This is a genomic window from Vibrio porteresiae DSM 19223 (assembly GCF_024347055.1).
GTDB lineage: Bacteria > Pseudomonadota > Gammaproteobacteria > Enterobacterales > Vibrionaceae > Vibrio > Vibrio porteresiae.
Genome location: NZ_AP024895.1, coordinates 3,235,319 through 3,248,585, shown reverse-complemented (window position 1 = coordinate 3,248,585; position 13,267 = coordinate 3,235,319). Strand labels below are relative to the sequence as shown.

Below are 13,267 nucleotides of genomic sequence, written 5' to 3'. Positions count from 1 at the left end.
GGAGAAGGTTATGCAACATCTGGTTTTTGTTTATGGCACCTTACGCCAAGGTGAGTGTAATCATCACTACTTGGTCAATAGCCAATTGCTCGGACATTTTGATACACCACCTGAATATACGCTTTACGATTTAGGACCTTACCCTGCATTGGTGGAAGGGCGTAATGTCATTTCCGGTGAAGTCTATTTGGTCGATGAAGAGACACTCGCCAAACTGGATGAGTTAGAAGATGTTCCCGTGGAGTACCGTCGTGAAAGCATCGAGACCACATTTGGTCGTGCTTGGATTTATGTTTATCAAGAAAGTGATCATCTAGATACCATAATAGAATCAGGGGATTGGTGCCAGCGCGTTTAAAATTTTGATTAAAGTTTGCACTATTTTACTTATTCACCACACAAATATACGAATCAGTTTCTATACTGAATCTGGCGATTCAGAGAGGAGAACGCTGATGAAGAAGCTGTTAGTGTTAGCAGTATTTTTAGCTGGATGTAGTGCACAGCCTACGCCTTCCACTACAAGCACCGACGCATGGCAAGGATACGGGTTCCAACAAGGTGAACTCGGTCACGTCAAGATGTCACAAACCGAGTTGCAGCAGCAAAGTGATGCGTCCCTGACGGATGCATTGTACTCGTCTTATAGCGCAGGCTATTTAGCTGGTGTTACTCAATACTGCGCACAGGACCCTTACGTATTAGGCATTCATCACAGACCATATCGCGGAGTTTGTGATTCGACTCACCCACAGTTTGGTGACCTATATCGTCAGGGCGATTCTTGGGATGATGGAGCTAGCTTAGACTAACCTCTTTCCCATACAAAAAAGCCAGCAGATTTGCTGGCTTTCTTTGTTCTTAAGCGAGTAACGAGAGTGATTATTCCTCGTCTGGGTACTCTTCAAGAAAACGATGCACGGTTTTCACCATGTTGGTTGAACCAATGAAAAGTGGCACACGTTGATGTAGCTCGGTTGGTTTGATATCCATGATGCGCTGTTTGCCATCTGTCGCCACACCGCCAGCTTGTTCAATCAGAAACGCCATTGGATTGCATTCGTACAGCAAACGCAGTTTCCCTTTAGGATGGCTTTCTGTTCTTGGATAAAGGTAGATACCACCTTTTAGCAAGTTACGATGAAAGTCTGCCACAAGGGAGCCAATATAACGTGAAGTGTAAGGACGATTATCTTCAGGCACGTTCTCTTGGCAGAACTTGATGTACTTCTTCACACCCAGTGGGAAGCGCACATAGTTACCTTCGTTAATTGAGTAGATACGGCCATCTTGTGGAATCGTCATATTTTCATGAGACAGGCAGAACGTGCCCAGCGATGGGTCGTAGGTAAAGCCATTAACGCCATTGCCTGTGGTGTAAACCAACATGGTAGACGAGCCGTAAATGACATAACCAGCCGCTACCTGCTTATTACCTGGTTGAAGGAAATCCTCTTGGGTTGGTGGTGTACCCACTTCTGAAACGCGACGGTAAATAGAGAAGATAGTACCGACAGAGACGTTGACGTCGATATTGGTTGACCCGTCGAGAGGGTCCATTAATACCACGTATTTTGCGTTTTTGTTGAGTTCTTTGTTGAACGCGACTGCTTCATCTTCTTCTTCGCTAGCGACACCACACACTTGGTCTCGTGCTTCCAGCGCAGCTTTGAACTTGTCATTCGCATAAGCATCCAGCTTTTGTTGCTCTTCGCCTTGGATGTTATCCACACCGGTAGCACCAGTAATATCGACTAGACCAGCTTTATTAATCTCGCGGTTAACGATTTTGGCGGCCAATCGAATTGACGCTAGTAGTGAGGACAATTCTCCACTTGCGTGGGGAAAATCGTGTTGTTTCTCAACAATGAATTCCCCGAGTGTACGCAACTCAGACATGTCTTTTCCTTATTTATATTATATGGGGGCTTTAGCTTGATGTTGATATGGTTGTTAACAACCTAGTAACACCAAAGCATAGCGAGATTTTAGAGCGCAGAACTTTTTACGGGTACTGAAGTAACTGACCGAGATCTCAAAATCTGTATCCTTTTTTCTGAAATGACATTTCCCTGATAAAGCATTGCTCGCTTTTACTAAGTGAATGAGGATAATTGAGGCACAAACACCAATACGGCTTGTGAGGCTGATTTTTATGCATATTCATATCTTGGGCATCTGTGGAACTTTTATGGGTGGATTGGCAACCTTAGCTCGTCAGATGGGCTATAAAGTCACGGGATGTGACGCCAATGTTTATCCACCGATGAGTACAATGTTAGAAGCGCAGGGTATTGAAATTATTGAAGGATTTGATCCGTCTCAGCTTGAACCTCAGCCAGATTTAGTGGTTATCGGTAATGCAATGAGTCGCGGTAATCCGTGCGTAGAATATGTGCTTAACCACAACTTACGTTACACCTCGGGGCCGCAATGGCTACAAGAACATCTATTGTATGACCGTTGGGTTTTGGCCGTTTCGGGGACTCACGGAAAAACAACGACTTCAAGTATGCTTACTTGGATTCTCGATTTTTGTGGATATCAGCCGGGATTTTTGGTCGGCGGCGTTCTTGGCAACTTTGGTATCTCTGCAAGGCTTGGCGAAAGCATGTTTTTTGTCGTTGAAGCAGACGAATATGACAGTGCTTTTTTCGATAAGCGTTCTAAGTTCGTTCATTACCATCCAAGAACCTTGGTGATGAATAACCTTGAATTCGATCATGCTGATATTTTCGATGATCTTGAAGCGATTAAGCGCCAATTTCACCATTTAGTGCGAACGGTTCCGGGTAATGGTCGTATCTTTGCACCGAGTGAAGATAAAGCATTAGCGGATGTTTTACGTCGTGGATGTTGGAGTGAAACTGAGTTTTCTGGTGCTGAAGGTGCATGGAAAGCGCAAAAACGTAGCCTTGATGCCAGCGAATTTGATGTGCTGTTTCAAAATGAAATCGTCGGCACGGTGAAATGGGATCTGGTCGGCGATCACAACATGCAAAATGCGCTAATGGCAATCGGCGCGGCGCGCCATGTGGGTGTGACGCCAGATTTAGCCTGTGAGGCGTTGGCTACTTTTGTGAATACTAAGCGTCGCTTGGAATGCAAAGGTGAGGCATTTGGTGTAACGGTTTACGATGATTTTGCTCATCACCCAACTGCAATTGAAACCACGCTTCAAGGTCTGCGTAATAAAGTGGGGGAAAAGCGTATTTTGGCGGTACTCGAACCTCGTTCAGCAACAATGAAGTTAGGTGTGCACAAAGCCACGTTAGCTCAATCACTGCATTGTGCTGATGAAGTCTTTTTATTCCAACCTAATTCTATTCCATGGTCGGTACAAGAAGTGGCTGACCATTGTGAACAAACGGCTATGGTGAGCGCTGATATTGACCAGTTAGTGTCAATGATAGCGGCAGAAGCTAAGTCTGGCGATCAGATTTTGGTTATGAGTAACGGTGGTTTCGGTGGTATTCATGGCAAATTACTGGCGGCATTGCAGGCAAAAGAGAGGGCATGATTCATGGCTGATTCAGTAGCGCAAAAACGTATTACTCTCGCTTGGACTGGAGCCTCAGGTGCGCCTTATGGCATGCGCTTGTTAGAGTGTCTGATTGAAGCTCAGTACCAAGTCTATCTTTTGATTTCATCGGCGGCGCGAGTCGTACTGGCGACGGAGCATGGTATAAAACTTCCAGCGGCGCCAGACGCTGCGCAACGCGCATTAGTTAAAAAGTTAGGCTGCAATCCTGATCTGTTGGTGGTGTGTGGTAAAGAAGACTGGTTCTCTCCTGTGGCTTCTGGCTCTGCTGCTCCCAAACAGATGGTGGTATGCCCATGTTCTGCTGGCAGTGTCGCAGCTATCGCCCATGGCATGTCAGATAACCTGATTGAACGGGCCGCTGATGTGGTGATTAAAGAGAAGGGGCAGTTACTCTTAGTGGTAAGGGAAACGCCATTTTCCACCATTCATCTTGGTAACATGTACCAGTTATCACAAATGGGCGTCACTATCATGCCTGCGGCTCCCGCTTTTTATCATCAGCCGCAGACCATTGATGACATGATCAATTTCATGGTGGCTCGAGTGTTAGATCATCTCGGCATCGATCAGCAATTAATGGAACGTTGGGGTTACAATTCCCAAACAACACAGTAGCGAATTATTTTATTTCGCTTTACAATCCTTGGCACTCATCGGGGGGCTACGCGTTTACGCGAGGCTGAGATCGGACGATATCCGGGACCCGTTAATCACTTCAGTGAGATGACTCATTAGGTGATTAAACACCTGAACCAGATAATGCTGGCGTAGGAATTGAGTGCGGTTGTTAAAATCGAACTTCGAATTGATTGCACCCACCCTCAAGCCTGTGCCGCTCACATTAAAGGAGAGCGAGCCTTGAAAACCTCTATTATTTCAACCCTAAGTTTTACTACCTTAAGTTGTATTGCCTTTTCCACTGCTGCATTGGCCCAGCCAGAAACGCTGACAGTGTATACCTATGATTCCTTTACTTCCGATTGGGGGCCTGGACCTGCCATCAAAACCGCCTTTGAAGCCCAATGTGGTTGTGAGTTGAAATGGGTACCGCTAGAAGATGGTGTGTCGATTTTAAATCGCCTACGTTTAGAAGGTCAGCACAGCAAAGCGGATGTTGTACTTGGGTTAGATAACAACCTGATTGCAGAAGCAAACAAAACCGGTCTCTTTGCCTCGACATCGGTTGACCTTAGCGGATTGACCCTGCCTAACGGTTGGCAAGACAGTACCTTCATTCCTTATGATTATGGCTATTTTGCATTTGTTTACGACAAAACCAAACTGGCAACGCCACCAAAATCGTTACGTGAATTAGTCGAAAAACGTGCTGATCTCAAAGTTATCTACCAAGACCCACGTACGTCGACTCCTGGGCAAGGTTTACTGCTGTGGATGAAGGAGGTTTATGGCGATAGCGCTCCTAAAGCTTGGCAACAGTTAGCGAAGAAAACGGTCACAGTGACAAAAGGGTGGTCTGAAGCTTACTCCATGTTTTTAAAAGGCGAGTCTGATATGGTGCTCTCCTATACTACCTCTCCGGCTTATCATCTTATTGCTGAAAACAATGACCATTACGCGACAGCGCATTTTGCTGAAGGCAACTATATGCAAGTGGAAGTAGCAGCTAAGGTGAAAAGTACCCAGCACGCCAAACTGGCGGATGAGTTTTTGCAGTTCATGCTAACCGATGCCTTCCAAAAAGTGATTCCTACGACAAACTGGATGTATCCGGTGACTCAGGTTGAACTGCCCAAAGGTTTCGATACGCTCGACAAACCAAAGGCGGCACTTAGTATTGACCCTCAGACGGTGGCAACCCATCGCAAAGCGTGGATTCGTGAGTGGCAACAAGCGGTTTCGCGCTAGGAACTTCACTTGAATACCATTCCTAAAACTGGCCTATGGCTGTCGGCCTTGGTTGTTTGCTTTGTGGCTGCAGCGGTGTTTTCACTGCTGCAGCAAACGTCTGCATTCTCATTAATCACCATAGTGCAGGACTCTTATTATCTGCACGTGACTTGGTTTAGTTTTTATCAAGCTTCACTCTCTACCTTAATCAGTATCGTGTTGGCGATTCCGGTTGCCCATGTGTGTTATCGCCGCACTTTCCCGGGGCGAGGATTGTTGCTCAAACTGTTTGGGATGACCTTGGTTTTGCCTTCGCTGGTGGCAGTGTTTGGTTTGCTGGCGATTTATGGACGAAGTGGTTGGTTAGCTTGGCTATTCTCAATATTCGACAGTGCTTTGCCTTTCAATATTTATGGCTTGGGCGGTATTCTACTGGCACACGTGTTCTTTAATCTCCCTTATGCTAGTCGCTTGATGCTGCAGAATTTACAAGGTATTCCGCAAGATCAGCATAAACTCTGTGCCCATTTAGGCATGAGTTATTGGCAAAAATTTAAGTGGGTTGAATGGCCTCGGTTACGAGAGCAAATTCCGCATATCGCTGGATTGGTCTTCATGCTTTGTTTTACCAGTTTTGCCACGGTTATGGCGCTCGGTGGTGGACCTAAATCAACCACCATTGAACTTGCGATTTATCAGGCGATCAAGTACGACTTTGATTTGCCGACTGGCGCGTTACTCGCTATCTGGCAAATGGTTCTTTGTTCTTTGCTGTATTGGGGGTTGCACTCGTTTTCGCGAGTGATACCCGTGAGCAATCAAGCCGGTAATGCGGGTAATTTCGGGTTACGAATGACCAATGCGCTGCGGCTATGGGATGGATTCTGGCTCGGTTTTGTACTGTTACTCGTCGTTCCACCGCTGGTGATGGTTGTATCTAGCGGAATAAATCACCAGCTTTGGTCGGTACTGAGCCGCAGTGAATATTGGCAAGCGTTGTGGACTTCTGTTCGCGTTGCCTTTGGTGCTAGCCTGCTTGCTTGTGTCGTTGGTGTTGGGATTCTTTTGACCAGCCGTGCATTACGTTTACGTGAGCGCAGCGCTCAAGCTACGGGAATTGAGTTGATTGGTACGATTATCTTGGTCACTCCAGGTTTGGTTATTAGCACAGGGCTGTTCCTTCTACTGCGTGATCGTGTGGATGTGTTTAGTCACGCCTACTGGGTCGTGATGTTGGTTAATGCTTTAATGGCGCTACCTTATGTGATCAAAACCCTGAGCCAACCGCTATTGCAGATCCAGCAGCAGTATCAGTTTCTCTGTGCTAGCTTGGGCATGACAGGTTGGCAACGGCTAAGCATTGTTGAATTTCGTGCCTTACAAGCTCCAATAGCTCAAGCTATGAGTTTAAGTTTTCTGCTGTCTCTAGGAGATTTAAGTGCTGTGGCACTGTTTGGCAGTGATGATTTTTTAACGCTACCGCTTTATTTGTATCAACTACTTGGCTCTTATCAGATGGATGCTGCCGCCGTTGTTTCATTTACTTTGTTACTCTTTAGCGTTGGTGTGTTCTATCTAGTGGAGATGTTATGTCAGTGGAAAAGTCGGAGTCGCCAATGCTAGTGCTCGACGGGGTACGGTATGAGTACCAGCAAGAGTGGTTTGAGTTTGACTTAACCATGACTAAGGACAGTATTCTAGCGTTGATGGGGCCTAGTGGGTCAGGAAAATCGACACTGCTCAGTCTGGTGGCTGGATTTATTGAGCCCAACTTTGGCGAAATTTGTTTTTATGGCGAGCGATTAAACGGCAAAGCACCTTATCAACGCCCGTTTGCCATGCTGTTTCAAGAGCATAATCTTTTTGCTCATTTAACCGTAAAGCAAAACATCGCCTTGGGATTACACCCAGGCATGAAGTTAACCGATCAGCAGTGGCAACAAGTGGCACAAGCGGCGGTGCAAGTTGGGTTAGATCACGTTTTAGAGCGTTTGCCCGAGCAGCTCTCTGGTGGCCAAAGACAACGCGTCGCTTTAGCCCGTTGCTTTGTGCAATCTCATCCTGTTTGGTTGCTTGATGAGCCGTTTTCCGCTCTAGATCCTATTTTGCGCGAGGAGATGTTAGCTTTGGTGCAACGTTTGGCACGGGAAAGGGAAGCGAGTGTGTTGATGGTGACGCATCATCTTTCAGATGCACGTGCTATCGCAACGGACTTTGCGTTTATGTCCCATGGACGAGTACAAGTCGTGGATAGTATCGATGCTCTAAGTAGCGATAATGCCTATCTTCCTTTGGCGCAGTTTGTTCAGGCTGGGAGTTAATTCAAGCTTGTCGGCGAACGCTTATCGCACAAAGAAAAAGGCCAGAATTGAATTCTGGCCTTTTTGTTGAGCTTGGGTTGGTATTGCAACCAAACTTGCGACTTACTTTTCTTGTAAGTACAGGTCTTTAAGCAATTGGAAGATTTCACGAGACGCTTTCGGCGGCTTAGAACCTTCTTTTTCTTTACGAGCTTGGCGAGCAAGTAGACGCAGACGTTGACGGTCAGCTTCTGGGTAAAGTTCCAATACAGTTTCAATCGCACTATCGCCTTCATCAACGATGCGGTTACGCAACTCTTCCAATTTATGAAGCATTGCGGTGGATTGAGAGTGTTTGTTACGTAATTTGTCTAGAGCAGCTTGAAGAGGCTCTGGATCAATATTACGCATCAATCGACCAATGTATTGAAGCTGACGACGGCGAGCTTCGTTCTTAAAGCGTTGAGCGTCTTTAATTGCTTCTGCAAGGTCTTCAGGTAAAGGAAACTTTTCCAGTGCAGATGGCTTAAGCTCAACAAGCTCTTCACCTAATTTCTGCAGTACGGTCATGTCGTTCTTCATCTCGGTTTTACTAACCCAGATGATCTCTTCTTCCTCTTCCCAAGGAGCTTTTTGGTTTTTACGAGCCATTTTCTTCACTAGTGAGTTATTTATGTCAGCTATTTTAGCAAGAATCGTGGGGAGAATGCGAAATTCTTGTTATCCTAGGAATACGATGCCTTAGAGTTTGGATGAAATATGGATGTAAAACAGCAAGTCGCTGCGCAGCGGGTCGAGCTAGAAGCCGCTGTCGCAAAAGCGTTAGAGATGGCTTCACACAGTGCTGATGCCGCTGAAGTCGCCATTACAAAAAGTACAGGTCTGAGTGTTTCTACCCGTATGTGTGAGGTAGAAAACGTCGAATTTAATAGTGACGGTGCCTTGGGTATTACTGTCTATCGTGGTCAACGTAAGGGTAGCGCTTCTACTTCTGATCTCAGTGAAAAAGCCATTCAACAGACAGTGCAAGCCGCTCTTGATATCGCTAACTATACCTCTGAAGACCCTTACGCTGGACCAGCGCCAAAAGAGTTAATGGTGAAAGAGATCCCTGATTTGGACCTTTTCCACCCAGATGTCCCTGATCCGGATAAAGCCGCAGAAATTGCGATTGAAGCTGAGCGTATCGCTTTAGCTTACAGTAATAAGATCAAACAAAGTGATGGTGGCAGTTACGACAGTCACTATGGTGTGCGCGTCTATGGTAATAGCCATGGTTTGCTTGCCAGTTTTGCCTCAAGCCGTCACAGCATCAGCTGTTGTGTGATTGGTGAAGGTGCTAATGGTGAAATGGAGCGCGATTACAGTTATACCGTTGCTCGTAATAAAGATGATTTATGGTCACCTGAAGTGGTGGGTTTAAAGGCGGCAGAAAATACAGTTAGCCGCCTTGATGCACGTAAAGTAAAAACGGGCCACTACCCAATCATGTTTGCTGCCGATGTGGCAACGGGCTTGATGGGGCATCTAGTGATGGCTATCAGCGGTGGTAACCTTTATCGTAAATCGTCATTCTTAGTTGACCACTTAGGTAAGCGTATTTTGCCGGAGTGGTTTAATGTCAGTGAACGTCCACACATCTTGCGTGGATTGGCTTCAACACCGTTTGATAGCGAAGGCGTTGCAACCAAAGATCTCGAGATCATCACTGACGGTACTTTAGCCACTTACCTATTAACCAGTTATGCGGCGCGTAAAATGAAAATGACGCCAACGGGTCATGCGGGTGGTATTCATAACTGGTTTGTGAAGTCGACTGGTCAAAACTATGAACAGATGCTTAAAGAGCTAGGCACTGGTTTGTTGGTGACTGAAGTTATGGGCCAAGGTGTGAATATCGTAACGGGTGATTACTCTCGTGGCGCGGCTGGCTTCTGGGTTGAAAACGGTGAGATTCAATACCCAGTATCAGGCTTTACCGTAGCAAGTAACCTGAAGCAGATGTTTGAACAGATTGTAGCGGTAGGCTCTGATGTAGAGACACGCTCACAAATTCAAACAGGTTCTATCTTGCTCGATAAGATGAAAGTAGCGGGTGAATAATCGCGATCTCGTTAGATAAAAAGAAAGCCGAACATGATTGTTCGGCTTTTTGTATTTAGTGTCTATCTAGACGGATAACATTCAACGGATCAGCAGGGTAGCGAGCCCTAAGAAGGCTGATAATCCCACCACATCGGTTACCGTGGTCAGCGCCATTCCTCCGGCTAATGCGGGGTCAATATTCATCTTCTTCAGAATGATAGGAATGGTTACCCCTGCGATACCGGCAACAAATAAGTTGGTTAACATCGCGGCGGAAATAATGCCACCGAGCATAAAGCTGCCTTTCCAAACCACCACTATCGCACCAATTAACAGTGCCCATAGAATACCGTTCAACAGACCGATAGCGGCTTCTTTGTACAGTAATTCTTGTTTGTTACTGTTACCGATATGACCAAGTGCAAGGCCACGAATCACCAGTGCCACGGTTTGGTTACCAGCAACCCCGCCCATAGAAGGGACAATGGTCATCAGAACCGCAACGGAAGCCATCTGTTCTAAAGTGGATTCGAACATGTTGGAAACAGAGGCTGCTGCTAATGCGGCTAATACGTTGGCTCCGAGCCAAATACTGCGTTTACGGGCGGATTTAAAGACTGGCGCAAAGGTATCTTCATCATCATCCATACCTGCCATACTCATCATTGAGTGTTCGGCATCTTCACGGATGATGTCCACCACGTCATCGATGGTGATACGACCAACCAGCACTTGGTTTTCATCGACCACCGGGGCAGAAATCCAGTTACGACGTTCAAACAGGCTAGCGACATCGGAATCTTTAGTATCAACACGAATTGCTTCATCGGCATCTTCCATCACTTCTGCGACCGGAATGTCCGGTTGCGTAGTGAGAAGCACTGCAAGAGAAAGATGACCAATCAGTTTATTGGAGCTATCCACCACATAAAGTGCATCGGTTAGCTCTGGCAACTCTCCCTTCATACGCAGATAGCGCAATACCACGTCAACATCTACATCACTGCGGATAGTGATAACGTCGGTATTCATGATACCGCCGGCTGTATCCTCTGGATAAGAGAGCGCCATTTCGACACGCAACCGGTCTGAGCTGTCCATTTGTGACAGGACTTCTCGGGAAAGGTCATCTGGCAAGCTACGCAAGACATAAGCTACGTCATCGGTATCCATACCTTCGGTAACTTCAGCGAGTTTCTCGGGCGCCATTTTTGACACCAGAGCATCTTTGACATCCTCTGCCAGTTCGTCGAGGATTTCACCGTAATCTTCTGGGTCGGTCAGTTGCCAAAGTACTTCACGCGCTTTGCGCGGGGAGGCTTCTAATAGAATCGCGATATCTTCAGGTTCCATGTCCTGCAATTGTCTGCGGACATGCACAAAGCGACCGTTTTCTAACGCCTGGGTGATTTCATGGAGGGTTTGGTGAGCTTGATCGAATTCTATTTGCTCTGCCATTGATGCCCCCTAATTCGCTGGTGATGAGATAGTGCGAGAATAGTAACTGAAATTTTTATTATGTTTAATATTATCTTAGTAGAGGTAGGAAATATTTTAATCAGTATGGTGTGAGGATTATTCTTCTTCCTCAAATTTATCTTCGATAAGATGACAAGCGGCTTCCAGTGCTTGTTCAGCTTGTGAGCCTTCAGCAGAAATTGTAATCGGCTGACCTTGAGCGGATTCCAGCATCAACAGACCAATCACGCTATCTGCGGTAGCTTCTTTACCATCTTGCCCCTGAATCGTTAACACTGCATCAAATGCTTGTGCGAGTTCCACCAATTTTACGGCGGCGCGAGCGTGTAGCCCCAGCTTATTTTGAATTAATACGGTACGACTCAGTTGTGGCATAGCGCTTTCCTTGGCTTAAGGTGTCTCTTTTTCTAACGTATTGTGATGAAGCTGAACTTGATTTCCTAACTGAGCAAAATAATCCGCTAGCTGCTGCGCGATGTAGACTGAACGGTGTTTCCCACCAGTACAGCCAATTGCGACAGTCAAATAACTGCGGTTACTTTTTTCTAGCATAGGTAGCCAATATTCAATAAATTTTTGAATCTGCAGTTTGAGTTCAATCACTTCTGGATAACTTTCGAGAAACGATTTGATCGGTGCATCTAACCCCGTTAAAGGACGTAAATCGGGTTCCCAATGTGGATTGGGCAGAAAGCGCACATCAAAAACATAGTCGGCATCACTAGGAATACCATATTTAAATCCAAATGATTGAAACACCATCACGAGTTTTTTACGTTCGCGACCTTCGACATAGGTGCGCACCAACTCACTCAATTCATGAATGGATTTATTGCTACTATCAATGACATGGTCTGACTGCTCTTTGAGCGGACCCAGAATCTGCTTTTCGATCTCTATCGCATTGGCTAACGACGTTTTGGTGTCGGACAGCGATAGGGGATGAAGACGACGTGTTTCACTATAGCGTTTGAGTAGGGTCTCTGCTGAAGCATCCAGAAACAGTACACTCACTTCATTGTGTCGTTTTAGCTGCTCCAAAACAGGCTCAATCAAGCCAGGATCTTTCGGCAAGTTACGAATATCAATACTCACAGCAACGTTTTGGTTGCTGCCTTGTACCGATTTGATAAACGCATTAAGCAAGTTAACCGGTAGGTTATCAACACAGTAATAACCTAAATCTTCAAGCACGCGTAACGCGACACTTTTCCCGGCTCCTGATTGACCGCTGACCACTATCAAACGCATGGTGGTGTCCTGTTTTATTGTGGTTGGCTAACCATGATGTCGTACAGCTCTTGATCGCTGGTTGCGCCACGAAGCTGTTTGAGCGTCTGTTTGTCATTCAAACGTTCTGCCATGCAGGACAAGGTTTTGAGGTGCTCTTTGCACTGTGACTCAGGAACGAGAAGCGCAAAAAGTAAGTCGACTGGGCGATTATCAATCGCGTCGAATTCGATTGGTTCTTCACATTGCACTAATATCGCGACAGCTTGTTCACACTCTGGCATACGCGCATGAGGAATAGCAATCCCGTTACCAATACCTGTACTGCCCATCTTTTCTCTGCTCAACATACTTTCAAATAGCTCTGTGGCATTTTGACCAGTATGCTCGGCAGCGATCTCACTAATGATTTCAAGGGCTCTTTTTTTACTTGAACATTGGACCGCACTCTTGGTGCAGTCCAGTGTCAACACTTCGCTTAATTGCATGATTAATGGCTACTTAGCTTTTCTTTATGCTTGTTAAGTTGTCGTACGAGTTTATCCACCAGCTCGTCGATAGCGGCATACATGTTATCGCTTTCCGCTGTCGCATGGAGCTCAGCTTGACTCACATGGAGCGTAGCTTCTGCGATCTGGCGTAATTTTTCAACACGTAATATCACTTGAACGTTGTTTATTTGATCAAAAAAGCGTTCAAGTTTATCAAATTTCGAATTTACGTAGTCTTGCATTGAATCTGTAAGATCAATGTGGTGGCCATTAATGTTGATTTGCATAGA

Annotated in this window: 15 protein-coding genes; 8 read left to right on the top strand and 7 right to left on the bottom strand. The window is 45.9% G+C overall.

Translation table 11 applies throughout. The features are described from left to right. The first annotated feature begins 10 nt into the window (after window positions 1-10). Together OCV11_RS14795 and OCV11_RS14790 are read left to right on the top strand one after the other, a co-directional pair. The gene (locus tag OCV11_RS14795) at window positions 11-358 is read left to right on the top strand and encodes a gamma-glutamylcyclotransferase family protein (RefSeq protein ID WP_261893781.1); all 348 of its coding nucleotides are present in this window, start codon (window positions 11-13) and stop codon (window positions 356-358) included. Between the two features lie 97 nt (window positions 359-455). Continuing rightward, the gene (locus tag OCV11_RS14790; protein WP_261893780.1) at window positions 456-812 is read left to right on the top strand and encodes a DUF2799 domain-containing protein; all 357 of its coding nucleotides are present in this window, start codon (window positions 456-458) and stop codon (window positions 810-812) included. 70 nt (window positions 813-882) lie between these two features. On the opposite strand, the gene fbp is transcribed toward OCV11_RS14790, so the two are convergent. After that, entirely contained in the window at window positions 883-1,899 is a 1,017-nt protein-coding gene (gene fbp / locus OCV11_RS14785) for a class 1 fructose-bisphosphatase (RefSeq protein WP_261893779.1), read from the bottom strand. A gap of 256 nt (window positions 1,900-2,155) precedes the next feature. Between fbp and mpl the strand changes: the two genes are divergently transcribed. The 5 genes from mpl to thiQ all read left to right on the top strand — a co-directional run bounded on the left by mpl (window position 2,156) and on the right by thiQ (window position 7,713). Beyond that, window positions 2,156-3,520, top strand: coding sequence for a UDP-N-acetylmuramate:L-alanyl-gamma-D-glutamyl-meso-diaminopimelate ligase (gene mpl, locus OCV11_RS14780; protein ID WP_261893778.1), 1,365 nt, complete (start codon window positions 2,156-2,158; stop codon window positions 3,518-3,520). 3 nt (window positions 3,521-3,523) lie between these two features. Next, on the top strand, window positions 3,524-4,159 hold the full coding sequence (locus OCV11_RS14775) for a flavin prenyltransferase UbiX (RefSeq protein ID WP_261893777.1): 636 nt from the start codon (window positions 3,524-3,526) through the stop codon (window positions 4,157-4,159). A gap of 258 nt (window positions 4,160-4,417) precedes the next feature. Beyond that, complete coding sequence (thiB, locus tag OCV11_RS14770; protein WP_373332830.1) at window positions 4,418-5,410, top strand: thiamine ABC transporter substrate binding subunit; 993 nt, start codon at window positions 4,418-4,420, stop codon at window positions 5,408-5,410. Between the two features lie 9 nt (window positions 5,411-5,419). Continuing rightward, complete coding sequence (gene thiP / locus OCV11_RS14765) at window positions 5,420-7,015, top strand: thiamine/thiamine pyrophosphate ABC transporter permease ThiP (protein ID WP_261893774.1); 1,596 nt, start codon at window positions 5,420-5,422, stop codon at window positions 7,013-7,015. Continuing rightward, entirely contained in the window at window positions 7,009-7,713 is a 705-nt protein-coding gene (thiQ, locus tag OCV11_RS14760; protein WP_261896314.1) for a thiamine ABC transporter ATP-binding protein, read from the top strand. Before thiP ends, thiQ begins: the two co-directional genes overlap by 7 nt. A gap of 102 nt (window positions 7,714-7,815) precedes the next feature. On the opposite strand, the gene yjgA is transcribed toward thiQ, so the two are convergent. After that, window positions 7,816-8,343: a ribosome biogenesis factor YjgA gene (yjgA, locus tag OCV11_RS14755; RefSeq protein WP_261893773.1), complete on the bottom strand. Its 528-nt coding sequence runs from the start codon at window positions 8,341-8,343 to the stop codon at window positions 7,816-7,818. A 108-nt stretch (window positions 8,344-8,451) separates the two neighbouring features. On the opposite strand from yjgA, the gene pmbA reads away from it, so the two are divergent. Continuing rightward, window positions 8,452-9,795: a metalloprotease PmbA gene (pmbA, locus tag OCV11_RS14750; RefSeq protein ID WP_261893772.1), complete on the top strand. Its 1,344-nt coding sequence runs from the start codon at window positions 8,452-8,454 to the stop codon at window positions 9,793-9,795. Window positions 9,796-9,876: 81 nt separating this feature from the next. Here pmbA and mgtE read toward each other — a convergent pair whose 3' ends face one another. The 5 genes from mgtE to hpf all read right to left on the bottom strand — a co-directional run bounded on the left by mgtE (window position 9,877) and on the right by hpf (window position 13,264). After that, the gene (mgtE, locus tag OCV11_RS14745; RefSeq protein ID WP_261893771.1) at window positions 9,877-11,235 is read right to left on the bottom strand and encodes a magnesium transporter; all 1,359 of its coding nucleotides are present in this window, start codon (window positions 11,233-11,235) and stop codon (window positions 9,877-9,879) included. 117 nt (window positions 11,236-11,352) lie between these two features. Next, on the bottom strand, window positions 11,353-11,631 hold the full coding sequence (locus tag OCV11_RS14740; RefSeq protein WP_261893770.1) for an HPr family phosphocarrier protein: 279 nt from the start codon (window positions 11,629-11,631) through the stop codon (window positions 11,353-11,355). 15 nt (window positions 11,632-11,646) lie between these two features. Continuing rightward, window positions 11,647-12,507 (bottom strand): RNase adapter RapZ, encoded by an 861-nt coding sequence (gene rapZ / locus OCV11_RS14735; protein ID WP_261893769.1) that lies wholly within the window; start codon window positions 12,505-12,507, stop codon window positions 11,647-11,649. 14 nt (window positions 12,508-12,521) lie between these two features. After that, window positions 12,522-12,974, bottom strand: a complete 453-nt coding sequence (gene ptsN, locus OCV11_RS14730) for a PTS IIA-like nitrogen regulatory protein PtsN (protein WP_261893767.1) — start codon at window positions 12,972-12,974, stop codon at window positions 12,522-12,524. A 2-nt stretch (window positions 12,975-12,976) separates the two neighbouring features. Further along, the gene (gene hpf, locus OCV11_RS14725) at window positions 12,977-13,264 is read right to left on the bottom strand and encodes a ribosome hibernation promoting factor (protein ID WP_261893766.1); all 288 of its coding nucleotides are present in this window, start codon (window positions 13,262-13,264) and stop codon (window positions 12,977-12,979) included. Window positions 13,265-13,267: the final 3 nt, after the last annotated feature.